Annotated in this window: 7 protein-coding genes; 5 read left to right on the top strand and 2 right to left on the bottom strand. The window is 64.3% G+C overall.

Features of this window, described 5'->3' with window-relative positions; translation table 11 throughout:
• Nucleotides 1–75 precede the first annotated feature (75 nt).
• Entirely contained in the window at nucleotides 76–774 is a 699-nt protein-coding gene (locus tag POM99_RS18445; protein WP_277280076.1) for a response regulator transcription factor, read from the top strand.
• A 79-nt stretch (nucleotides 775–853) separates the two neighbouring features.
• Here the strand turns inward: POM99_RS18445 and POM99_RS18440 are convergent, their stop codons facing one another.
• Nucleotides 854–1,288: a winged helix DNA-binding protein gene (locus POM99_RS18440; protein WP_277280074.1), complete on the bottom strand. Its 435-nt coding sequence runs from the start codon at nucleotides 1,286–1,288 to the stop codon at nucleotides 854–856.
• Nucleotides 1,289–1,766: 478 nt separating this feature from the next.
• Between POM99_RS18440 and POM99_RS18435 the strand changes: the two genes are divergently transcribed.
• From POM99_RS18435 to POM99_RS18420, 4 genes are read left to right on the top strand one after another with little or no spacing between them, the layout of a single operon-like run.
• Nucleotides 1,767–2,282 carry an acyltransferase gene (locus POM99_RS18435; protein ID WP_277280072.1) on the top strand — a complete coding sequence of 172 codons (516 nt, stop codon included), beginning with the start codon at nucleotides 1,767–1,769 and terminating at the stop codon, nucleotides 2,280–2,282.
• Nucleotides 2,283–2,292: 10 nt separating this feature from the next.
• Nucleotides 2,293–2,589 carry a phosphopantetheine-binding protein gene (locus tag POM99_RS18430; RefSeq protein WP_277280070.1) on the top strand — a complete coding sequence of 99 codons (297 nt, stop codon included), beginning with the start codon at nucleotides 2,293–2,295 and terminating at the stop codon, nucleotides 2,587–2,589.
• 49 nt (nucleotides 2,590–2,638) lie between these two features.
• Nucleotides 2,639–3,898: an AMP-binding protein gene (locus POM99_RS18425; protein ID WP_277280068.1), complete on the top strand. Its 1,260-nt coding sequence runs from the start codon at nucleotides 2,639–2,641 to the stop codon at nucleotides 3,896–3,898.
• A complete protein-coding gene (locus tag POM99_RS18420; protein WP_277280066.1) occupies nucleotides 3,895–4,614 on the top strand; it encodes an SDR family NAD(P)-dependent oxidoreductase in 720 nt (239 codons plus the stop codon). Before POM99_RS18425 ends, POM99_RS18420 begins: the two co-directional genes overlap by 4 nt.
• Before the next feature lie 78 nt (nucleotides 4,615–4,692).
• On the opposite strand, the gene POM99_RS18415 is transcribed toward POM99_RS18420, so the two are convergent.
• Nucleotides 4,693–24,672, bottom strand: coding sequence for a calcium-binding protein (locus POM99_RS18415; protein ID WP_277280065.1), 19,980 nt, complete (start codon nucleotides 24,670–24,672; stop codon nucleotides 4,693–4,695).
• Nucleotides 24,673–24,700: the final 28 nt, after the last annotated feature.

The raw sequence follows: 24,700 nt of genomic DNA, 5'->3' as shown, positions 1-24,700 counted from the left end.
GATAAGGGTCGTTTCTTCCAGATTAACCAAAATGAGTAACACCTGACCAGGCAGATCGCATTTGGGGGCCTAACAATGATTACGTACGCGGAGCAAACAGTCTCAAGGCCATTGTCCGTTCCGGAATATGCCGGATTCGCACTCGACGGCGTGGCCAGCCTCCAAAAAGTAGCCCGCAACACGGTACATGTAATCTGCCCGCAGACTTCAGTGCGCGCCACGCTGAGCAGGCGCCTTGTCGAGCATCAGTTCCATGCTGAAATCTACGCGGGCATGGATGAATTTCTGGAGTTTTCCCCCACCGCGGGCTTCATCCTCGTCGATGAGGAAGTCTATTGCGACCCCACGTCCAGTTTCCACCAAATGATCTCGAATGCGGGGATCTGGATGCCGGCGATTGTCTTTTGCGCCCAGCCTGACGTTGAGCAAGCAATCTCGATCATGCGCAACGGTGCGCAGGACTACATCGCTTACGACTGCTCAGGCACCCGCCTTCAGCAAGCGATCGAGACCGCACGCACGAATGTCGAGGCGCTTCGCCGCAAGCAGGAGCGCACGCAGGAGGCCTTCAGGCTGATCAGCAGGCTCACGCAGCGTGAGCGCCAGGTACTCGAGCGCATTGCCGATGGCATGACCAACAAGGTGATTGGCCGTGAACTCGATCTCAGCCCGCGTACAGTCGAAATCCACCGTGCCAAGCTGATCGTGAAGCTTGGTGCAAAATCAGCCAGCGAAGCTGTCAAGATCTGGCTGGTTTCAACGCTAGAAAACTGACGGGGATCAGGGCGCACGAGATGGCGCCCCCCCCGAATGCACCAGCACAGGCCGGCCAGTGCGGGAATGACTTGTGCACCTAGCCTGTGGACTGGAAATAGCTCTCCATACGCTTCACACCTTCCCGCGTAAGGCCGATCCACTGACGACGCTTGTCCAGCGTATCCGGCCGACGCCGTACCAATCCCGCCGCTTCGAGAACTCCAATCCAGCGCAGGGCGGTCGATTGCGCAATTCCGGCGTCTGCCCCTGCCGACGTGGGATTTACCGCGGAACCCGTACAGTGGGAAACATAGAGTTCGAGCAAGATATCCCACGCCCATTCATGGTTGAAGTCGATTTCCTTAAACACAGACCGCTTCAGCGATCTTCGGCGTAGTTCCTGCCGAGCCTCCTTCAAAAAATTCTGCCGCACAGTTCTGTTTGGGTACTGCCCATCACCTTCAATCGACTGGGTCAGTTTCTGAACGATGTCGGCCAGCTCTTGCAGCTTGTCCTTTTCTATGTCCGGCATCAGCCCCCTCCACAGGCATCCAAATCTTGTCGCTCAGGCTGATCCTTTTGACCCGCACCGAATACTGTAACGCGCCAGCCTATCAGCACAGCAGCATAACAGGTGCAAATGCCCCCCATATGCGTGTACACTATGTTGGTTGCCAAGCTAAAACATGAATCATGCTCTGAACATCAGCTACCAAGCCCGATGTATCCGGTGGTTTTACTCCGCAGCCGAATGATATCATCTGGTACCTTTTCGCAATGTGGAGAGAACTGGACAGTTCAAAGCCTCCGCGTACCCTATGGACGACCGAACGCGGGCGCAATCACCAAGGCGCTTGTAATGCGAGGAAAAATCTGACCCGAGCGAGACCTGACATGCCTCGCGTGATTTGCTGGTCTATCGCGCGATGACGCGGTAGGATAAGCCGTCCGGGCACGAGCGCGTTTTGGCGCAGCCTCGACTGGACATTGGGAATTGCGCTGGGGGGGTTATGCGTCAATACGGCTTTGCGCCCAGAGTTCGAACTTATCTGTATCGCAGGCTGATTTCCTTGGTCCGCCTGTACTATAACCGGTTCTGGGGCACTCAGATTGGAGAAGGCACGCGGATTTCGTTGACGGCGAAGATTGACAAGACATATCCCCATGGCGTCAGGATCGGGCGCTTTAGCGCTGTTACCTTCCGCTCGTCGATCATGACGCACGATTTTGTCAATGGGGTACACCTCGATACCACAATCGGGGATTACTGCTTCATCGGCGCGCACAGTGTGATCATGCCCGGCGTCACGATCGGCGACCATTGCATAATTGGTGCAGGTTCGGTGGTCTTGCGCGACATCCCTGCCAATTCACTCGCCTTCGGCAATCCGGCACGGGTAATCGAGCGCAACATCATGACCGGGGTTTTCGGAGCCCGCATCAGGGACCCGGCCGCGGCCCGTTCAGTTCCGTCGGAACCTGATTCCGGAGCGGACGGATCCTCTGCGCCCGCAACGATGGCCTAGGGAGGTTGAGATGAACGCTATCGCCAACCAGATTCGCGCCACCTTCAATCTCTTGTGGAGCGAAGACCACGACTGTCCTCCCCCGCCGCTGGACGATGACACGGTCTTGCTCGAGACGGGTTTCGACAGCATGGCATTTGCAGTGCTGATCGCACAGCTCGACGATGACCTCGGGGTAGATCCGTTTTCGATCGACCCCGACGCAGAACCACCGACAACCTTCGCTGAATTCGTCGGCTTCTATACGCGTTTGCTGCAAGCGGAAGCTCTGGAGCAGAAGCCGGTTGAACTAAGCCAGAATGCCTGATCTCTCAGCCCTGATCAGCGCCAGGAACTTGTCTTCAGGTCACGTCCTTGTGGACGACGGCATCCAGACGATCACCGCGGGCGCAATCCTTGCACTGCACGATCAGATACCGCGTGGGCTCCGCAGTGCGAGCCGCGTCGCCGTGGCGCCGGCAAATGCGGCAGAACTCGTGCGCGCGCTGATCCTGCTGGACAAGAAAGTCTCAGCAGTCCTGCTGTTGCCGGTCAATCTCGACCCACTTCGTCGCCTGGACCTCGCGCAATCCGAAGGTGCCACAGTTATCGACGATCTTGAGGATGTCGAAGTATGGGAAAAGCCACTGTGGCCGCCTCTCACCCGCTGGTCGCTTGTCACATCCGGAACAAGTGGCGATCCGAAGGCCTTCGACCACACTTTTGCTTCCCTTCTTGGAAAATCCGTTTTGCCCTCATCCGCGGCAAGCAAGCCGGTCTGGGGTCTGCTTTATGACCCCTGCAGGTTTGCTGGGCTTCAGGTCCTGTTGCACGCCGTGGCGGGAGGTGGCCGCCTGATTGCACCGCCGGCCGAACAGGATCTGGCGACCCGACTGCGTCTGCTATGGCGTGGTGGCTGCACCCATCTTTCGGCAACACCCTCGCTCTGGCGACGCATACTGATGCATCCAGGGATCGGCGAGATGAACCTGTTGCAGATTACATTGGGAGGAGAAGCAGCGGATCAACCCCTTCTCGACCGCCTGAAGCGTACTTTCCCGCGGGCACGGGTTTCGCACACTTATGCGTCGACCGAAGTGGGCGTGGGTTTTTCCGTCCACGATGGTCTTGCCGGATTTCCGGCTTCGTGGCTGGACGGAGGAAAGCCTGAGGTCGATCTGACGGTTCGCGAAGGCCTGCTGTGGATTCGCCCAGCGGGTGCGCCAGTTCCGGGTACGGGGCGCGGCGCCCTCATCGACGCGGCAGGCTTCATCTGCACACAAGACAGAGTCAGGCTGGACGGCGAACGTGTCGTGTTCCTCGGCCGCGACGGCAGTGTGGTCAATATCGGTGGGGCCAAGGTCCATCCCGAACTGGTGGAGGACACCATTCGGCGCCACCCATCGGTTCGTGATTGCGCCGTGCGCCCCCGGCCCAGCCCGGTCCTGGGCTTCATCCTGGCCGCAGAGGTCATCGCAGACAGTGAATCCGATGGCGAGGACAAGTCGCTTGCGCTCGAGATAAAGCGCTGGTGCCGAGATCACCTCCCGCGCGAGGCTCGCCCCGCCCTCGTGACGATCGTGAAGGAAATCACGCTGAGCGATGCCGGCAAGTTGCAGCGGACGAACGGTGCATGAGCACCATCGTCGTGACCGGCGCATCCCGGGGTGTGGGTCTGGCCCTGACGCGGCGCCTGCTTGAGCTCGGCCATCAGGTTGTGGCCGCCAATCGGACATTCGGCCCCGACCTGTGCGAGCTTGCCGAGCGGTACCCGGGTCGCCTCGCGTTCGAGCATCTCGACCTTTCGAGAGCGGATGAGGTCCAGGACACCGGTCGAAGAATAGCAAAGACTTACAAAGACTTGTATGGAGTTGTTAACAACGCTGCGAGCGGCGGGGACCAGCTCTTCGCGCTGATGTCGCGAGGCGATATCGAAGGCCTTGTCCAGACCAACCTCCTGGGCCCAATCCTCCTGACCCGGCAGCTGCTCCAGCCGATGTTGCTCAAACGGCGCGGGCGCATCATCCTGACCTCGTCGGTCAACGCTCGCACCGGTTACAGTGGACTATCAGTATACGGTGCGACCAAAGCCGGACTTGAAGGATTCATGCGGTCGTTGTCTCGCGAGATCGGCAAACGCGGCGTCACCATCAATTGCGTAGCGCCAGGCTATATGCCGACCGCACTGACCAGTGGCCTTACCGGCGACCGCCTTGCCTCGGTGCTGCGTCGCTCTCCGCTGGGTGTAGCCAATCCCGACGATGTCGCTGCGGCAATGGTCTACCTGCTGTCCGACGGTGCCGCCAAAGTCACCGGCACCGTGCTGACCGTCGATGGCGGGAGCACCGCCTGAAGCACGCCCGCCTGTCACGGGAAGGAACGCCAGGCAACCGGCTGCGTGGTGCCGGTCGCCCAGCCTTTCGCCTGCGCCTCAGCCCAAGGTGAGCTGGCCGACGGCCTGCGTCATCGAAGCGTCCGAATAGAACGTGTAGTCGTTCCCGTTCTGGCTATAGAAAGCGTTGCCGGAAAACGTCACATTGTCATTGCCATCGATGTCGAGCGTGAGATGCGATGCATTGCCTGCACCAGCGATTGATTGCACGAAGTTGGCATCAACTGTCAGGTTCGCGCTGGTCCCGGACGAGGACAGGTCGATCGTCTCGACGCGCGTGAGTACTGCACTCAACTGTGCAGCTGACACCGTCCCGGAATTCGCTGCAAGAGCCACCAGATCGCTGCCTCCCGCGCCGTCGATCGAGAAACCGGCGTTGAGCGCAAGCGCAAAGCTGTCGCCAAAACCGGAGCCCAGGACATTCTCGATACCGCTCAAGGTATCACCCGCGGCATCGCCGGCATTCCCCGCGCCTGTTCCCGTTCCGCCTGCTCCCAGCGTAAGACTGATCGCGGTCCCTGCCGAGGAGTAGTCGACCGTATCGGTTCCGGCACCGCCAATCAGGGTGTCGGCTCCCGCCCCACCGATCAGGCGATCGTTGCCTGCGCCACCGTCGAGAAGGTTGTCGGTGCTATCGCCCGTCAGCCGGTCATTGAAGGCTGATCCGGTCAGGTTCTCGATGCTGGCGAAACTGTCGCCGGCCGCTTCATTGGTATTGAAACTGCTGTCGGCAAGGTTCGCCACAACGCCCAGCGTGGACTGGTCATAGGATGCGGTATCACTGCCGGTCCCGCCGTCAAGGACGTCACTGCCGGTACCACCATTGAGGACATCGTTACCGGCTTCGCCATAGAGGAAGTCATTTCCGGCGCCGGCGGCAATCGCATCCGCACCGCCACCGGCATGGAACGTCTCATCCGCGGCGGCGCCGGTAAAGCTGTCGCCAAGGTTCGTTCCGATGACATGCTCAATCCCCGACAGAGTGTCGCCGGCTGCGTCGCCACCTGAACCGGCCTGTCCATCGAGACGCACGCTGACCGCGGCTGCCGAAGCCGAATAGTCGATGGTGTCCCACCCGGCACCGCCAGCTATCGCGTCGGATCCGGCACTGCCGTAGACTGTGTCGTCGCCCCCGCCACCATCGAGGGTTTCGCTGGCCGACCCACCGCGCAGGATGTCGGCAAAGGCTGAACCGATGACACCTTCGATCGACGTATAGCTATCCCCTACAGCGTCTGGAGCGGTAACCACCAAGGCCCCTGCTGCGAAACTTGCCGTGATCGCGACCTGGGAGTTGCTGAACGAGACACTGTCGGTCCCGGCGCCGCCGTCGAGATTGTCTGCACCGGCACCGCCGGCCAGGATATCGTTTCCGGCGTTTCCTTGCAGCGTGTCGGCCAGGCTCGTTCCTGTCAGGCTGTCATCGAAACCGGATCCCGCCAGGATCTCGATGCCCGAAAGACGATCACCTGTGGCATCGTTCCCACTGCCCGCAGTACCATCAAGATAAGCAGTCACCCCGCCTGTCGCCGAGGCATAGCTGAAGGTGTCGGTGCCAGCTCCGCCATTGGCAGTGTCTGCGCCGCTGCCGCCCGAGAGCGTGTCGTTGCCAATTCCGCCATTGATCGTGTCGTCACCGACAAAGCCGCTGATCACATCGTCGCCGTCGCCGCCGTTGAAGGTTTCCGATCCGTTCGATCCGACCAGGGTATCGGCAAACGAGGAGCCGTTGACGATCTCGATCGACACCAGCACGTCACCCTGGGCGAAACCCCCGTTCGCAGCCGTGCCGTCGAGGTAGATCGTCACCCCGGCCGTCGAATCCGAATAATCTGCCGTATCGGTGCCGCTCCCGCCGTTGAGCGTATCAGCACCTTGCCCGCCGCGCAGGTAGTCGTTGCCATTACCCCCCGCCAGGGTGTTGGCAGCGCCATCGCCTACCAATGTGTCGTCCAGTCCCGATCCCGTCACGTTCTCGATCGATGAATACTGGTCGCCGGCCGCATCGCCGCCGGCGCCGGAGGACGTGAGCAGGTTGACCGTCACGGCATTTGCAGAAGCTGCATAAGTCACCGTGTCCGAGCCTGTGCCGCCGTCGAGCGCGTCTGCGCCCGCATCGCCCCTGATGGTGTCATTGCCCTCCATCGCCTGGATGGTATTGGCGCTGCCATTGCCCCAGAGCGTGTCGTCGAACTGCGAGCCTTGCAGGATCTCGATGTTCGTCAGAACATCGCCTGCTGCCTCGTTCAGCGTTCCGGCAACCCCGTCGAGGCCGATGGACACGCCTCCCGGCACGCTGCTGCCCCAGTAACTTACGGTGTCGGTGCCCGCGCCACCATCGATCGTGTCCGCCCCGCCCAGGCCACGGAACCACTCGTTCGCCGCCGTCCCGGTCACCTTGTCGGCAAGGTTGGTGAGGTAGACATTGGTGAAGTTGCGGTAGGTATCGCCCTGGGCGTCGCCACCGATACCGGTCGTCACACCGTCGAGTGAGATGGTGACCCCTGCGCTTGCCGATACGCTCGCAAGGTTGCCGAAGCTGGTGCCGAAGTACAGGGTGTTGATGCCGGCGCCACCATCAAGCGCGTCGACCCCGGCACCGCCGGTGATGACATCGTCGCCATTCCCGCCGTTGATCACGTCGTTGCCGGCAAGACCTGACAACTGGTCGTTGCCGCCGCCGCCATTGAGTGTGTTTGCCAGAGCATTGCCAACCAGCGTATCGCCCGAAGCGGAACCCGTCAGGTTCTCGATATTGGCGTAAGTGTCGCCCTGGGCATCCGCGCCATTGCCGGAATTGGCGGCAAGGTCGACCGAGACACCGCCACTGCTCTGGCTGTAGTCCACCCCATCGGTACCGGCCCCGCCGTCGAACGCGTCGGATCCCGCTCCACCGAGCAGGGTATCGTTGCCATTGCCCCCCTGCAGCGTATCCGCGCCGGTTCCCCCATCGATGATGTCATCGCCATTGCCGCCAGCAATGAGGTTCTGCTGGCTGTCGCCGGTCAGCGTGTCGTTGTTGCCCGATCCGGTGAGGTTCTGGAAGTTCGTGAAGGTGTCGCCATTGGCTTCGCCGGCTGTGCCCGTCCCGGTCAGCAGTGAGACTGTCACCGCTCCTGCCGCAGAAGCATAGCTCAGCGTGTTGATCCCGGCACCCCCATCCAGCACGTCCGCGCCCGCACCGCCGTCGATGGTGTCGTTGCTCTCTTCGCCATAGATCGTATCGTTGCCAGCGCCGCCCTGGATCGTATCGTTGCCGACACCGCCCCAGATCGTGTTGGCCGCTCCGTCCCCGGTCAACGTGTCGGCGCCACTGCTGCCCGCAAGGTTCTCGAAGCCGCTGAACGTGTCGCCCGCAGCATCCCCGCCCGTGCCAGTCCCGCTCGCCAGGCTCACCGACACCGCGCTACCCGAGCTCGCATAGCTCAAGGTATCGATGCCCGCGCCGCCATCAAGGGTATCGGCCCCGGCGCCACCGATGAGGATGTCGTTGCCTGCCCCTCCCTTCAGGTTGTTGGCTGCAGCGCTGCCCACGATCGTGTCATCCCCGGCAGAGCCGATGGCGTTCTCGATCGAATTGACCGCAAAGATATCTCCCTGTGCATCCCCGCCACTGTTGCCGGTCCCCGTGCCAAGATTGATCGCAACGCTTGCGCCCGATGCGGAATAGTCGACAGTATCGGTCCCTGCGCCGCCGTCGATCACGTCCGCGCCAGCGCCGCCGACCAGAGTGTCGTTTCCGGCGCCACCATAGAGCGTGTCATCGCCTCCGGCGGCATCCACGATATCGTTGCCCGCGCCGGCATTGATCGTCTCACCCCCGCCCGAGCCTGTAAACCTGTCATTGAAAGCCGACAGCGAATAGATCTCGATACTGGAAAAGACATCGCCCAGTGCCAGACCGGTCGAAAGCGATGCATCGACTAGGTTGACAGTGATCGCGCTCGCCGAACTGGAATAGTCAACCGTGTCGCTGCCACTGCCACCATCGAGCGTGTCTGCACCGAGGCCGGGCGCGAGAATGTCATCGCCATCGCCGCCCACGATCGTGTCCGCGCTCCCCGATCCATAAATCACGTCGGCCAAGGCAGATCCGATGACCTTTTCAACGCCTAGCAGCACATCACCGGCCGCATCGCCCGCGCCGCCGCCACTACCGTCCATGCGCACGATGACGCCGCCGGCGGAGGAATAGTCAGCCGTGTCGAAGCCCGCACCACCGTCGAGCGTATCGGCGCCGGCCCCGCCAACGAGGATGTCGTCGCCCGCGCCGCCCTGCAGCGTCTCGTTGCCACTCGCACCGATCAGCGTGTCGCCAAGGGCAGAGCCAGTAACGCGCTCGACGTTGACGATGACATCCCCGGCCGCATCACCGCCACTGCTGGCTCCGCCATCAAGCCTTACCGTCACCCCGGCCTGCGAAGCCGAGAAATCCACTGTGTCGAATCCCGTACCGCCATCGATGAAATCGGCCTGGCCGAACGAGACCAAGAGGTCATCACCACCCCAGCCCCACAGGCTCGAGCTGGAAACGAGACTACCCCTCAACGTGTCAGCGTAGTTCTGGGACCCGTAGACCACTTCGATACCGGTGAGGACGTCGCCTTCTGCCCAGCCCCCACTACCGGCGCTGCCATTGTTGGCAACAATCACCGCGGCGCCGGAATTGCGGTAGTCTGCGATGTCGATACCGGCACCGCCGGTGATCTGGTCGGCGCCAAGACCGCTTGCCAGGATATCGTCACCGGCACCACCGTCGAGCGTGTCGCTGCCGTCACCGCCGAAAAGGGTATCGTTGCCCCCGCCGGCCAGGATGGTCGCCGCGCTGGCACCTGCAGTGATCGTATCTGCCTGGCCTGAGCCAATCACCGTTTCGATTTCGAACAGACGGTCACCGGCAGCATCGCCACCCGTTCCGAAGCTTCCGTCCATGTAGATCTGCATGCCGTTACTGGACGATGCCGAGTAATCTGCCGTGTCGGCTCCGGCGTCGCCACGATAGATATCGGCTCCGCCAGACGCCACGAAACTGTCGTCACCACCGCCGCCGACAAACTCCTCATCCGCCGCCCTGCCTTCAAAGCGGTCAGCGAACGAAGATCCGATCACCTTCTCGATCGCGGAAAGGGTGTCTCCTTCGGCATCACCACCGTTCGAAGTCCCGGCGGTCCTGATGGTCACGCCGGCTGTGGAGCCCGAGTAATCCACCGTATCGATTCCAGCCCCGCCATCGATGCGGTCTGCACCGGCGCCGCCGTCCAGGCTGTCGTCTCCGATCCCGCCGAACAAGGTGTCATTGCCCGCCCCCGAGCGCAGCGTGTCGTTGCCATCGAAACCGTCGAACCAGTCATCACCGGACCCGCCGATCAGGGTGTCGGCGACGCGCGATCCGACGAACCGCTCGATCGAGCTGAAAGTGTCGCCTTGCGCATCCCCGCCACTGGCGGACCCCGTGCCAAGATCGATCGTGACGGCTGTGCCCGAACCGGCATAGCTGGCCGTGTCGGTGCCGGTGCCGCCATCGAGGATGTCAGCACCACTGTCACCCGACAACGTGTCATCGCCAACCCCGCCACCCAGGATGTCGCTTCCGCTCCCGCCAGACAAGACGTCATTGCCTGCACCACCGGCGAGCGTGTCGTCGGAGAATGTTCCGGTTATGGTATCGCCAAACGCCGAGCCAATGACCGCTTCAATGCCGGTAAGCTTGTCACCGGCCGCTATATCGCCAGCTCCTCCGGAACCGTCGAGGGCAACGCTTACCGCAGCCGTTGCCGCAGCGTAGTCGACGGTGTCGAAGCCTGCACCGCCAACCAGACTGTCAGCGCCCGCGCTGGCAATCAACATGTCATTGCCAGCGCCGCCGTCGAGTGTCTCGATGCCGCTGCCCCCTGCCAGAATGTCATCGAAGTCTGAACCCAGCAGTCGTTCAATGCCGACAAGAACGTCCCCGCTCGCGTCTCCTGCCGTGCCGGCGCCCGTGGCTAGGCTTGCCGCCACCCCGGCACTTGCATGCTCATAGGAGGCAGTATCGATGCCTGCACCGCCCTCGAGACGGTCAGCACCGCTACCCCCTTCGAGAATGTCGTTGCCGTCGTTGCCGACTAGGGTCTCAGCGGCGGCAGCGCCCACCAAGGTATCGCCGAACGCAGAGCCCAACACGGTTTCAATACTGCTCAGCGTGTCGCCCGCAGCAGTGCCGCCCGCTCCGGTGCTGACGCCATCGAGAAAGATCGTCACGCCCTGGTTGCTCGAGGCATAATCGGCAGTGTCCTGGCCGCTTCCCCCGTCGAGCTGGTCGCCTCCTGCGCCACCTGTCAGGACGTCATCGCCGTTGCCGCCGAAGAGGCTGTCTGCGCCACCTGCGCCATCGAGACGGTCTGCTCCGTCGCCGCCTTCGACGACTTCGGCGACCGCCGAACCAGTGATGGTGTCGGCCATGGTGGAGCCGACGACACGCTCGATGCTGCTGAGCCGGTCGCCGGCTGCATCGCCTGCGCTGCCCGTGCCGGTTACGAGGTCGAGGGCGATCCCTGTCGCAGAGGCCGAATAGTCCGCTGTATCGAAGCCGTCGCCGCCCCCCAGAGTGTCACCGCCTGCGCCTCCGACGAGCGTGTCGTCACCGGCCTGGCCGAGCAGGGTATCGGCCCCGGCACTGCCCGTCAGCGTGTCAGAGAGCGCCGAGCCCTTCAAGGTTTCGACATTGAGCAGCACATCGCCTTGGGCATCACCACCGACACCGGCAGTGCCGTCAAGGAATGCAGAGACGGATTGCACGGAATTGGTGTAGTCAACGACGTCGGTGCCGGCACCGCCATCGATCCGGTCGGCACCAAGACCTCCCTCGATCGTGTCATTGCCATTGCCGCCACCCAGGGCGTCGTCGCCATCTCCACCCTGAAGGAGGTCGTCGCCGTTGCCACCGTCGATCGTGTCATCGCTTGCCGAACCGACGATGGTATCGGCAAATCCCGATCCGACTACCCGCTCGACCCCTACCAGCACATCGCCGAGCGCTTCGCCGGCGGTACCGGCCAAGCCGTCCATGCGGACTGCGACCCCACTTCCGGCGCCAGCATAAGTCACGCGGTCAAAGCCGGCACCGCCATCGAGCAGATCCGCGCCGGCGCCGCCCTGGAGGATATCGTTGCCATCACCGCCCGAGATCTGGTCAGCCCCTGCGGCGCCCGAAAGACTATCCGCGCCAGCGCCGCCCACGATCGTATCGGCATTGGCTGAACCCGTGATGGTGTCCGCAAGGGCAGTTCCGATGACCTGCTCGATGCCGGACAGGGTATCGCCTTCGGCATCGCCGCCGCTCGAGACCGATCCGTCCATACGGACCGTCACCGCTGCAGCGCCACTCGAGTAGTCGACCGTATCGAAGCCCGCACCGCCGGTGTAGCCATCCGCTCCGGCGCTCGTGACGATGAGGTCGTCTCCAGCTCCTCCGTCGACCTGTTCGTCACCAGCCGAGCCATAGAAGACGTCGCCGGCGGCAGAGCCGATTACTTTTTCGACATTGACCAGTAGGTCACCATCGGCATCGCCGCCCTGGGACGCCGTGCCGTCGAGACGAACCGTCACGCCGACAAGGGAGCCCGCATAGGTAATGGTATCGAAACCCGCACCGCCATCTATGGCATCAGCGCCGCCCCCCCCGTTGAGGAGGTCGTCGCCGGCTTCGCCGAACAGCTGGTCGTCACCGGTTCCGGCAGAAATCTCATCGGCGCCGGCGCCCCCGCGGATCGTCTCGTTGCCATTGCTCCCCAGCAGTCGGTCGTCAAAGGCCGAGCCGACGAGCTGTTCGACACCAGAAATGGTATCGCCCGCAGCATCGCCCCGGCTTGACGTCGTGCCATCGAGGTAAGCGGTGATGGCCGATTGGGCCGATGCATAACTGACGGTATCGTTGCCCGTCCCGCCAGAAATCGTATCGGCACCAGCGCCGCCAGTGATGACATCGTCCCCGGCCCCGCCCTGGAGGGTATCATTTCCTGCGCCACCGGCGATCGTGTCGGCACCGCTGCCACCCGCAATGGTATCGTCGCCGGCAGAACCGCCCAGTGTATCGTCGCCAGCAGAACCCACGAGGCGCTCGACATTGGTCAATGTGTCGCCCGAGGCATCGCCGCCTGTACCGGCAGCGCCGTCGAGCGTGATCGTGACACCCGCTGCCGAGCTCGAATAATCTGCCGTGTCTGTTCCGGCGCCGCCGTCAAGAGCATCGGCGCCGCCGCCCCCAGACAAGGTATCGTCACCGCCGTTGCCGGAGAGCTGCTCATTCGCGCTGCTACCAGTCAGGACGTCGCCTTGTGCGGACCCGAGGACGCGCTCGATCGAACTCAGGACATCACCGTCGGCGTCACCGCCGATGCTGGCAGTCCCGTCCAGATTGACACGGACAGCCTGGATGGAAGCCGAATAGTCGGCCGTGTCGTTGCCCTGCCCACCAGCAAGGACGTCCGAGCCGGCGCCGCCGACAAGAATATCATTGCCGGCGCCGCCATCAAGGCCATCATCGCCGAGGCCGCCGGTCAGAGTGTCATTGCCATCGCCGCCGACGAGGACATCCGCGACGTTCGTGCCGCCTAGCCGATCGGCAAAGGCCGAGCCGACAAGCTTCTCGATGCCCGCAAGGGTGTCCCCGGCGGCATCTCCGCCCGTGCCCTGTCCACCCGACAGCGAGATGGTGATCCCCGCATTCGAGGTCGAAAAATCAGCCGTGTCGAAGCCGGTGCCCCCCTCGAGCGCATCGGCGCCGGCAGAGCCCGCGAGGAGATCATCGCCTGCACCGCCCTGGAGCGTCTCGGCGCCGGTTCCGCCGCGCACGATGTCGGCAAACCCCGACCCCACGATCAGTTCAATACCTCGCAGGGTATCACCATCGGCATCGCCACCGCTGTTGGCGCCGCCGTCCAGACCCACAGTCACGCCCGCCCCAGAGCCGCTGTAGTCAGCCGTGTCGGTCCCTGCGCCGCCATCGAGGATATCGGCGCCAAGCCCACCGACCAGAACGTCGTTGCCGGCCTGGCCCAGCAGCGTATCTGCCCCTGCCCCGCCCTGAAGAGTGTCGGCGCCGTCATTGCCTTCGAGGATATCGGCGTCGTCAAAGCCGCGCAGTATGTCGCCTTGGGCCGAGCCCACCACTCGCTCGACGTTTGTCAGTGTATCTCCCGCGGCATCGCCGCCGGACGAAACCGAACCGTCGAGGTTGACGGACACGGCCGCGGTCGAAGCGGAATAGTCGACTGTATCGAGGCCGCTGCCGCCATCAAGGCTGTCGGCGCCCGCGCTGCCCACGAGCATATCGTCGCCGCCGTCACCAAGCAGGGTCTCGGCACTGCTACGTCCGTAAAGCGTGTCCGCAAAAGTAGAACCCTGCAGTACTTCAACGTTGGTGATGACGTCGCCCTGGGCATCACCGTTCTGGCCGACAGCGCCGCCAAGCGAGGCGATGACGCCGCTTGTCGAAGCAAGATAGCTGACGGTGTCGCTGCCGCTACCGCCATCAAGCGTGTCGGCGCCAACCCCGCCGACAAGAAGGTCGTCGCCCGCGCCGCCCTGCAGGACGTCGTCGCCGCCAAGGCCGCCCAGGATGTCGTCGCCCGCGCCGCCCGCGAGCGTCTCATTGCCGGCACCGCCCGTCAGGCTGTCGCCATCGGAGGATCCGACCACCCGTTCGATGCCGGTCAGGACATCGCCTTCGGCATCGCCGCCGCGAGCGGCCGAACCGTCGAGAACGATCTGGACCGCCGAGTCCGAGGCACTGTAGTCAGCCGTATCAAAGCCCACGCCACCGTCGAGACGGTCGGCACCTGAGCCGCCGCGCAAGGTATCGTTCCCGGCGCCTCCGGTGAGCGTGTCCGTGCCTCCCGCTCCTGTAAGCACGTCGTTCCCGGCACCGCCATCGAGCGACTCGGCTGCCGAAGAACCCACAATCGTGTCGGAAGCGGCAGAGCCAACGACCCGTTCGATCGAAGTCAGGGTATCGCCTTCGGCATCGCCGCCCGATGCTGCCGAGCCATCGAGGTTGATCTGGATGCCCGCGGTGCTGGACGAATAGTCCGCAGTATCGAAACCTTGGCCGCCGATGAGCTGGTCGGCACCGGCGCCTCCAGACAGGACGTCGTCACCGGAACCACCGTCGAGGCGGTCCGCACCCGCACCGCCTGACACCGCGTCATTCCCCGCGCCTGCGAGGAGAATTTCTTCTGCCGCCGAACCACCGATCGTGTCGCCAAAGTCCGATCCGGTGACTTGCTCGATCCCGATCAGGGTGTCACCTTCCGCCTCGGCACCATTTCCGGTTCCTGCCGCCAGGTCAATCTTCACTGCGGCAGTGGCATTGGCATAAGTGACAGCGTCAAAGCCGCTGCCACCATCAAGGACGTCTGCGCCTGCGCCGCCGGTCAGCACGTCATCGCCGACACCTCCCGCCAGGCGGTCGTTGCCGGTGAGGCCGGCAAGCTGGTCGTTGCCATCGCCACCTTCAAGCGTATCGTCGAGCGTACTGCCAGTCAGGATATCGGACGATGCAGATCCGACGATCCGCTCGATCCCTGCAAGCCTATCGCCAGCAGCATCGCCGCTCCCACCAAAGCTGCCGTCATTGGCGATGGTCACGCCGGTGGATGAGGCCGAGTAATCGACCGTGTCGAAGCCAGCGCCGCCGATCAGGGTATCGGCGCCGATGGACCCCTTGAGAATGTCATCGCCGGCTCCGCCATCGAGCGTTTCGTTCCCCATCCCCCCCGACAAAGTGTCGGCGAAGCCCGAGCCGGTGAGGTTCTCGATGCTGATCAGCGTATCGCCTTCGGCGAAGCCGCCACGTCCGGCGCTTCCATCGAGTGCAACCTGGACCGATGCGCTCGACAGCGAATAGTCGGCCGTATCGTTGCCGTCCCCGCCGGAAAGTGTATCCGCACCTGCGGAACCTGTGAGCCTGTCATCGCCATCGCCACCCCGCAGGGTGTCCGTTCCTGCAGCGCCCGACAGCACATCGCTGAACGCCGAGCCTTCGAGGATCTCGATCGCCGTCAGGAGATCGCCTTGCGCGGTACCGCCGGTGCCGGTGGTGCCGTCGAGCGCAATGGCCACTCCACTGGCGGAATCGGCATAGCTTGCGGTGTCGGCGCCTGCGCCACCGTCGATCCTGTCGGCCCCATCGCCGCCAGTGATGACGTCGGCGCCCGAGCCCCCGCCAAGAATGTCGTTGCCCCCGGCGCCCCGGATGGTGTCTGCACCGCTGCCGCCGCTGATTGTATCGGCCGCTTCGCTGCCGAACAGGCTATCGTCGAACCTTGAGCCTGTCAGCTGCTCGATCGAAACAAGGATGTCTCCGGCGCCATCGCCGCCACTGCCGGCGCGCCCGTCCAGATAGGCCGTGACCGCCGCACCCGAGCCAGAATAGTCCACATGGTCCGTCCCGGCGCCGCCATCAAGCGTGTCGCTGCCAGCACTGCCGCGCAAGGTATCGTCACCTGCACCGGCCTCGATGGTCTCGGCCAGAACACCGCCACCAAGTGTATCCGAGAAGGCCGAACCAACCAGGCGGGCAATGTTAACCAGTGTATCGCCGCTGGCTTCACCTGCCGTGCCCGCGCTACCCATGAGGTCGATCGCCACCGCTGCGCCGGCATCGGCATAACTGGCCGTGTTGTTACCACTGCCACCATCAATCGCGTCCGCGCCGAGACCGCCGGTCAGGAGATCGTCGCCGCTACCGCCCAGCAGCGTGTCATTGCCGGCACCGCCGACGATGAGGTCGTCCCCGGCCGCGCCATCGAGCCGGTCGTCAGATGCGCCACCATAGAGCGCGTCGGCCTGGCCCGAGCCGGTGACGCCCTCGATCCCGGTCAGGGTATCGCCCTCGGCGTCACCCCCGCTCGACAGCCCTCCATCCAATCGGACCGTCACGCCCGCGGCCGAACCGGCATAGCTTGTGACGTCGAAGCCTGCCCCGCCATCAAGTGCGTCCGCACCTGCCCCGCCAAGCAGGGTGTCATCTCCGAGACCGCCAAGGAGTCGGTCGGATCCCGCACCACCGCGCAGGGTGTCGTTCCCGGCCGCGCCATCGAGTGTCTCGTTCTGGGCGCTTCCCGTCAGCGTATCGTCGAATGCCGAGCCTCGCACCGTCTCGATCGAACTCAGTGTGTCGCCCTGCGCGTCCCCACCTGCCGAGAGCGATCCGTCGAGATTGATGGAAACTGCCGCGCTCGAGCCGGCGTAGTCGGCCGTGTCCGTGCCGGCGCCACCGACCAGCTCGTCTGCGCCTGCCCCGCCGCGCAGGGTGTCGTTGCCAGCCCCCCCGAGCAGGACGTCTTCGCCATCGCCGCCGTCGAGCCGGTCGTTGCCGGCATTGCCTCGCAGTTCATCGGCGGCAGCGCTACCGGTGACGATGTCATTGTAGGCTGAGCCTTCGACAATCTCGATCGATGAATAGGTATCGCCGCGGGCGTCCCCTGACACACCGCCCGTCACCAGATCAAGCGACACGCCGGCACTGGCACGCGAGTAATCGGCAATATCGGTTCCAGTGCCGCCATCAAGCACGTCCGCGCCGCCGCCGCCGCGAAGGATGTCGTTGCCGTCGGCACCGCGCAGCTGTTCGTCTCCACCCGAACCGGTAAGGATATCGTCCGCTTGCGACCCCGTGACCGCTTCGATGCCGATGAGCCGGTCGCCCTCGGCGAGCCCCCCCGAGCTTGCCGACCCGTCAAGATTGATCTGTACGCCGACAAGCGATGCGGAATAGTCTGCTGTGTCGAACCCTGCGCCACCTTCGAGGCGATCCGCGCCGGCTCCACCGTCAAGGTTGTCGTCCCCTTCGCCCCCGAGCAGGACGTCGTCAGCGCCGCCACCAAGCAGGGTGTCGTCACCTGCTGCACCCTCGAGCGTGTCCGAATTCGATGAGCCATCGATCGTGTCATCGTGCATCGACCCGAGCACACGCTCGATTCCGGTGAGGATATCGCCCGTAGCATCGCCCGAGCTGCCAAGACCGCCCTGCAACGAAACCGTGATGCCTTGGCCGGATTCAGAGTAATCGGCGGTGTCGAAGCCCGCCCCGCCATCGAGCGTGTCGGCACCCGCTCGTCCGGCGAGAAGATCGTCGCCTGCCCCGCCGATCAGGGTGTCTTCGCCGAGCGTTCCCCTGAGCGCGTCGTCGAAGGACGATCCGATCAGGTTCTCGATGTTGAGAAGCCGGTCGCCTTCTGCGGCGCCGCCGCTCGACATCGAGCCGTCGACCGACACGGAGACCCCCGAACTTGAAGTCGAGTAGTCGACAGTATCCTCGCCGGTACCGCCATCGATCAGGTCCGAGCCGGCGCCGCCATCGAGGGTGTCGTTGCCCGCACCGCCCAGCAGGGTATCGTCGCCCCCGCCGCCCGAGACGACATCGTTGCCCTGCGCGCCATCGAGACGGTCTGCAGCGAGCCCGCCTGCCAGATGGTCATCGAGCGAGGAGCCGGTCACGCCTTCAATCGAATCATACTGGTCGCCGGCCGCATCCCCGCCAACGCCGGTCGATCCGTCGAGCCGGACATCGACTGCACCGGCCGAATTGCGATAATCGACACTGTCGAACCCAGCGCCGCCTTCAAGGTTATCCGCGCCCTGGCTGCCGAGGAGGATGTCGTCACCTGCTCCGCCCGACAGGTGATCCGCGCCGCTACCGCCGCCCAGGGTATCGGCGTAGGCCGAGCCGATCAGCGTTTCGATGCCCTCCAGCACGTCCCCGGTTGCGTCCCCTGCGCTTCCGGTGCTGCCATCCAGCGAGACTGCCACGCCTTCTGCTGCAAAAGCATAGCTTGCGGTGTCGCTGCCGCTTCCACCGCGCAGCAGGTCTGCCCCGGCGCCGCCTTCGAGGGTGTCATTCCCGCTGCCGCCTTCGAGGGTGTCGTCGCCCGCCCCTCCCACCAGAGTGTCATCACCACTGCCGCCGCGAATGGTCTCGGCCGCATCGTTGCCGGTCAGGGTATCGTCGAAGGCCGAACCGGTGAGGTCTTCGATCGCGATCAGCTGGTCACCGGCCGCATCGCCGCCGGCGCTGAGCGAACCATCCAGGCGGACCGTGACGGCTGCGGATGAACCGGAATAGTCGACGGTATCCGTGCCATCTCCGCCATCAATGATGTCCGCGCCTGCACCGCCATCGAGGCGGTCGTCACCTGCCCCACCCCGCAGGCTGTCGCTGCCCGCGCCAGCGCTGATGAGATCGTCGCCGTTACCGCCTTCGAGCGTATCGGCCAGCGCGCCGCCGACCAGGACATCGCCGAAATCCGATCCCACGAGCCGCTCGATCGAGGTCAGGACATCGCCCTGGGCATCGCCGCCAGCACCGGTGTTGCCATCGAGACTGGCCTGAATCGCGACTTCGGAAGCGGAGTAGTCGACCGTATCTAAGCCCTCGCCGCCATCGAGATGGTCCGGTCCGGCGCCGCCATCGAGCGTATCGTTGCCCGCCCCGCCAACGAGATGGTCTGCGCCGGCCCGCCCGATGAGCAGGTCATTCCCACCATCGCCGATCAGTTCGTCGTCATCTCCCGAACCGCCAAGGGTGTCGTTGCCCGAAGAGCCGACAAGGCGCTCGACCGAGACGAGGCTGTCGCCTTGTGCATCGCCACCGGTGCCACGGCCTGTCTCCAGATCGACGGTAACACCGCTCGCCGAATTGGTGTAGCTCGCAGTGTCGGTGCCCGCGCCTCCGTCGAGCGTGTCGGCGCCCGCTCCACCAATGAGCGTGTCGTCGCCGCCCGCACCGTGCAGCACTTCGTCAGCGCCGGCACCGGTCAGGTTGTCAGCCGCGCCGCTGCCGATCACTTCCTCGATCGAGACGAGACTGTCGCCAGTGGCGTGACCACCGAGGCCGGTTGACCCATCGAGAAAGATCGAAACGCCAACGCCTGACTGGCTGTAGTCGGCGATGTCATGGCCATCCCCGCCATCGATGCTGTCGGCTCCCGCGCCGCCTTCGACAAGGTCGTCGCCTGTCCCGCCGCGCAGCGTGTCGTTTCCGGCGCCGCCCGACAGTCGGTCGTCGCCGGCACCCGCGTCGATCAGGTCGCCAGCTTGCGATCCACCCAAGCGATCCGCCTGGGCCGAGCCTGTCACTCCTTCAATGCCACTCAGCTGGTCGCCGGCGGCATCGCCGCCGCTGCCAAGCCCGCTTGCCAGATCGACCGTGACGCCGTTGCGGCTATCGGCATAGCTGACAATGTCGAAGCCGGAGCCGCCCTGGAGCGTGTCAGCCCCGCTCCCGCCGGCAAGAAGATCGTCACCTTCCCCGCCATCGAGCCGGTCTTGGCCGATCCCGCCGGTCAAGGTGTCTGCGCCGCTGCCCCCGATCAGCTCATCGTCGCCACCTTCGCCAGCAAGCCGGTCGTCTCCGCCCGCGCCTTCGAGGACCTCGCCCGCGCCGACACCGGTAATGACATCAGCGTATTCTGATCCGAGGATATGCTCGAACCCACGGATATGGTCGCCTTGCGCGTCCCCGCCAAGCCCGGCGCTACCATCGAGTGTAAGAGAGATACCGGCATTGCTGCTCGCATAGCTTGCCGTGTCGAAGCCATCACCACCGGTCAACGCGTCAGCGCCGCCACGTCCTTCAACGATATCGTCGCCGGCGCCGCCCGAAAGGGTGTCGGCCGCATCGCTGCCGACAAGGCTGTCGGCAAAGGCGGACCCCACAACGCGTTCGATCCCGCTCAGGATATCGCCTTCGGCAAAACCGCCCGAAGCACTCGACTGCGTCAGATCGACGGAAACGGCGGCTTGCGACTCAGAGTAATCGACCGTGTCCGAGCCCGCCCCGCCCTCGAGCGTATCGGCGCCGGCCGAGCCGACCAGAACATCGTTTCCACCCTGGCCACGCAGGGTCTCTTCGGAATCGCTGCCGTAGAGCGTGTCGGCAAAGGCGGACCCAGAGATGCCTTCGATCTCGACGAACTGATCGCCTTCGGCATCGCCTCCGGTATTGGCGCGGCCATCGAGGCCTGCGACAATGCCAGCGCGCGAACGGCCATAATCGGCGAGGTCGAAACCGCTGCCTCCATCGAGCCTGTCCGCACCTGCGCCACCCTGGAGCAAGTCATCCCCGGCAGCGCCCTCGAGCATGTCGCTGCCCCCGCTTCCCGAAATCGTGTCCGAAAAGCCGCTGCCGACGATCCGCTCGATGTTGCTCAGCGTATCGCCTTGCGCCTCGCCACCGAGGCCGACGGAACCGTCGTTGGCCACAACGACGCCGGTCGCGCTGCGCGAATAGTCAGCGGTATCCATGCCCGCCCCACCATCGAGCGCATCCGCACCTGCACCGCCGCGCAGGAAGTCATCGCCAGCGCCGCCCGACAGGGTGTTCACCCCATCGTTGCCTGACAGGTGATCGGCTTGCTGCGAGCCTATCACGGCCTCGATCTCGGTCAGGCGATCGCCTTGTGCTTCGCCGCCCTGGCCCGCACTGCCATCGAGCGTGACAGTGACGCCTTGCGCAGAGTGCGTATAGTCAGCCGTGTCGAAGCCAACCCCGCCGACGAGTTCGTCGGCGCCGAGCCCGCCTTCAAGGATATCGTTGCCGGCACCGCCATCAAGGCGGTTGCCGGCCTCGTCACCGCCAAGCCGGTCTTCGTAGTTCGAGCCTGCCAGGTTCTCGATTCCGGACAGTGTGTCGCCTTGCGCGCTGCCTCCTGCACCGGTGCCGGTCGCAAGGTCGACCGTGATCCCCGAACTGGAATCGCCATAGTCCGCAGTATCCAGGCCGGCACCGCCGACCAGGTGATCCGCGCCCAAGCCACCTGCGAGCGTGTCATCGCCATCTCCGCCATCGAGCGTGTTGGCGCCACTGTCACCCAGCAGGCGGTCGGCATAGTTCGAGCCGATGACGCGTTCGATCCCGGTGAGACGGTCGCCTTCGGCAAGGTCCCCGCTCGAGGCGTTGCCGTCGAGGCGGACCGTGACCGACGCGTTCGCCCGGCTGTAATCGACGGTGTCGAACCCTTCGCCACCTTGAAGATCATCAGCCCCCAGATCGGCGCGCAAGGTATCATCGCCCGCAGCCGCGCTGATCGTGTTGTCGCCGGCATCGCCGCCGAGGCTGTCGTTGCCTGCCGAGCCGACAAGCCGTTCGATTCCGGAAAGGACATCGCCTTCAGCATCCCCGCCGCGCCCCACATCCCCATCGAGATCGACGTCCACGCCACTCGCGGACCGGCTGTAATCGGCCGTGTCGAGACCTTCGCCGCCCTTGAGCACATCGGCCCCGCCGCCGCCTGCAAGGACATCGTCCCCCGATCCGCCCGCTAGCATTTCGTCTGCGCCGGTGCCGGTGATGCGGTCGTCGTAGGCCGAACCGACCACGACTTCGATGCTTCGCAGAATGTCCCCATCAGCATCACCGCCCGACGAGGCGCTGCCATCAAGCAGCACTGTCACGGCCGTCCGCGACTGGCTGTAATCGACCATGTCGCGACCCTCGCCGCCTTCGAGCGTGTCGCTGCCGCCGAAGCCGGCAAGCGTGTCGTCGCCAGCGCCGCCACGCAACAGGTCCGCGCCCGCCGTCCCCAGCAAGGTGTCGTCGAACGCGGAACCTTCGAGGCCCTCGATGGACACGAACCTGTCGCCCTCGGCTTCGTCTCCGTCGAGCAGCGTGCCGTCCAGGGCCACCTTGACCGCAGCGGTGGCGCCCGCGTAACTCGCGACATCGAAGCCGGAGCCACCGTCGAGCGTGTCGGCACCTGCGCCGCCTTCGAGCACGTCATCGCCCGAGCCTGCGTTCAGCACATCGTCTCCGCGACCGCCGACGAGCCGGTCATCAAACGCCGACCCGGCGAGGCGTTCGATGTTGGCATAAGTATCGCCTTCGGCATCGCCGCCGTGGCTCGTCCTGCCATCGAGATAGACTTCCACGCCGACCGTGCTCGTGCTGAAATCGACCGTATCGATGCCGCCCTTGCCGTCGATGTGGTCGGCACCAGCGCCACCTGTCAGGCGGTTGTCCGCCTCATCGCCTTCGAGATTGTCGGCCTGAGCCGAGCCGACGAGATTTTCGACACCATCGATCGTGTCGCCTTGGGCATCGCCGCCACGGCCGGCCGCGCCGCCCAGCGAAATCGTCACCCCTTCATCCGATTTGCCGTAGTCGGCCGTGTCGATGCCACTGCCGCCTTCGAGCCTGTCGGCCCCGCGGCTCGACACGACCGTATCGTCGCCGGCCCCTGCCTCGATCCATTCATCTGCGGCACCGCCGACAATCACATCGGCCCCGCCTGTGGCGATGACATGCTCGATAGAGTTCAGAATGTCGCCTTCGGCGTCCCCTCCGTGCGAAGCGGTGCCGTCGAGCCGGATCTCGATCCCGCCGGATCCGGTTCCGACCCCGCCTGCCTGGGAATAGTCGACCGTGTCGATACCGGCCGCGCCGTCGATCCGGTCGGCTCCCTTGCCCCCGACGAACGTGTTGTCGCGGGCATCGCCCTTCAGGATGTCGTCATAGTCCGAGCCGACAACCCCTTCGACCAAGGTATAGCTGTCGCCCTGGGCAAAGCCCTTCTCGCCCTTGCCGCTGGCAAGGTCGACATGGACACTCTCGCCCGAACGGCTGTAGTCGACCATGTCGCGGCCGGTACCGCCATCGATTTCGTCGTGACCGGCCCCCGCCACGATGCGGTCGTCGCCTTCGCCGGCATTGATCTTGGTACCGGGCGGGTTCGCGAACAGGACATAGATCGGGTCGCCCGTGACCGGGTCCTTGACCGTCATGCCGGCCTCGTCGGTGACGTCCTTGATTCCGAAGTGCGTCGAGACTGCGACCGCAAAAGTGCTCGTCGTCCCATCCGCGGAGAGGCCGAGCATGACCGGGAAATAGAATTCGTCGACAAAGCCGCTGCTCGTGGGCGTCGCCCCCGTCGGCGGAAGCTTGTAGGTCAGCTGGAGATCGAAGCTGAAGAAGGACTGGCTTGCCGGGACAGGTACGCTCTTGCCTTGGGCATCTGTCGTCATGGTCTGCTTGACGATGTTGCCCTGGTCGACCGAGACCAGCCATCCCTTGTCGGTCAAGGTCCCGTTGACGATGCCATAGCCCTCGGGGAGCGACGGGATCAGCAATTGCGTCAGGGCCAGGCCGCCGGCCGGCACCATGGCCTCGACATGGAGGACCCGCATGGTCGATCCTTGCGGCGCGTGGGCCGGGGTATCTGCATAGATCAGGTCGTTCCCGGACGTGCCGGTCAGCGTTTCGGGCGCGGACTGAGCGGCAAATCCTGCATTCTTCGACGAGCCGGGCCCACCGGTATCGCCCTTGATGACGGTCTGTCCGTTCTCGGTTGTCCGTTCGCTCCCTTCGGAGTTGTAAAGTGTGAACGTGAGCTGCGGCACCAGCTTGCCAATGCCGGCCGGCCCGATGGCATCATCGGGAGCCGGCTCCACGGCTTTTGCGCTGATCACGCCCGGAGAGGCCGCACTCGATGAATTGGTATCGCTGATCTTCTCGGTCAGGTGCTTGGAGGCCGCGTCCGCCTTGACCTGCGCCTGCTGCTTGGACGCTTCCTCGATCTGGGCCTTGGCGGAGTCCTCGGGCTGCACGCCCGCGTGATCTTTCTGGCCGTCGGTGGGCTTGGCGCTTTCGGCACTGCTGAGGTGCAGTTCCACCGAGTTGTTGTCGGCCTTGATTTCACCAACCATGCCCACGGCCTGGTCAGCAGTCAGTTCCTTGTCGTTGAAGACGATGACCGGCTTGCGACCGGAAAAGGCCGCGATCGCCATGCCGGGGATAATGATTCGCGAGCCATCGAGGAACACGAGGACGACGTCGACGTCGACGATCTCGACCTTGAAGGGCGCATAGTTGATCCCGAGCCTGGCCTTGTCCGAACTGTCGAGCTGGACGACCTTGACCGCGCCATAATCATGCTGAGGCCCGCCAGCATCGGTCGGAGCCTCGCCATACTGGGCCTTGGGGCCAAGGCCGGTCGCCTTGCCCTTGCGCGTCAGTCCGGCCTTGCCGCGGGAGATCTTGACCATGATGCTTGAGGTTCCTGTTCATCCCGCC

The organism is Novosphingobium cyanobacteriorum, assembly GCF_029436685.1.
Lineage (GTDB): Bacteria > Pseudomonadota > Alphaproteobacteria > Sphingomonadales > Sphingomonadaceae > Novosphingobium > Novosphingobium cyanobacteriorum.
Note: the sequence above shows the minus strand (reverse complement) of the source record. Positions and strands in the feature narration are given on the sequence as shown.

Bases quoted from the DNA above. Each gene is read 5' to 3' on its own strand.
- POM99_RS18420 (WP_277280066.1), top strand. From the start codon at position 3,895: ATGAGCACCATCGTCGTGACCGGCGCATCCCGGGGTGTGGGTCTGGCC.
- POM99_RS18415 (WP_277280065.1), bottom strand. From the start codon at position 24,672: ATGGTCAAGATCTCCCGCGGCAAGGCCGGACTGACGCGCAAGGGCAAG.
- POM99_RS18440 (WP_277280074.1), bottom strand. From the start codon at position 1,288: ATGCCGGACATAGAAAAGGACAAGCTGCAAGAGCTGGCCGACATCGTT.
- POM99_RS18430 (WP_277280070.1), top strand. From the start codon at position 2,293: ATGAACGCTATCGCCAACCAGATTCGCGCCACCTTCAATCTCTTGTGG.
- POM99_RS18435 (WP_277280072.1), top strand. From the start codon at position 1,767: ATGCGTCAATACGGCTTTGCGCCCAGAGTTCGAACTTATCTGTATCGC.
- POM99_RS18445 (WP_277280076.1), top strand. From the start codon at position 76: ATGATTACGTACGCGGAGCAAACAGTCTCAAGGCCATTGTCCGTTCCG.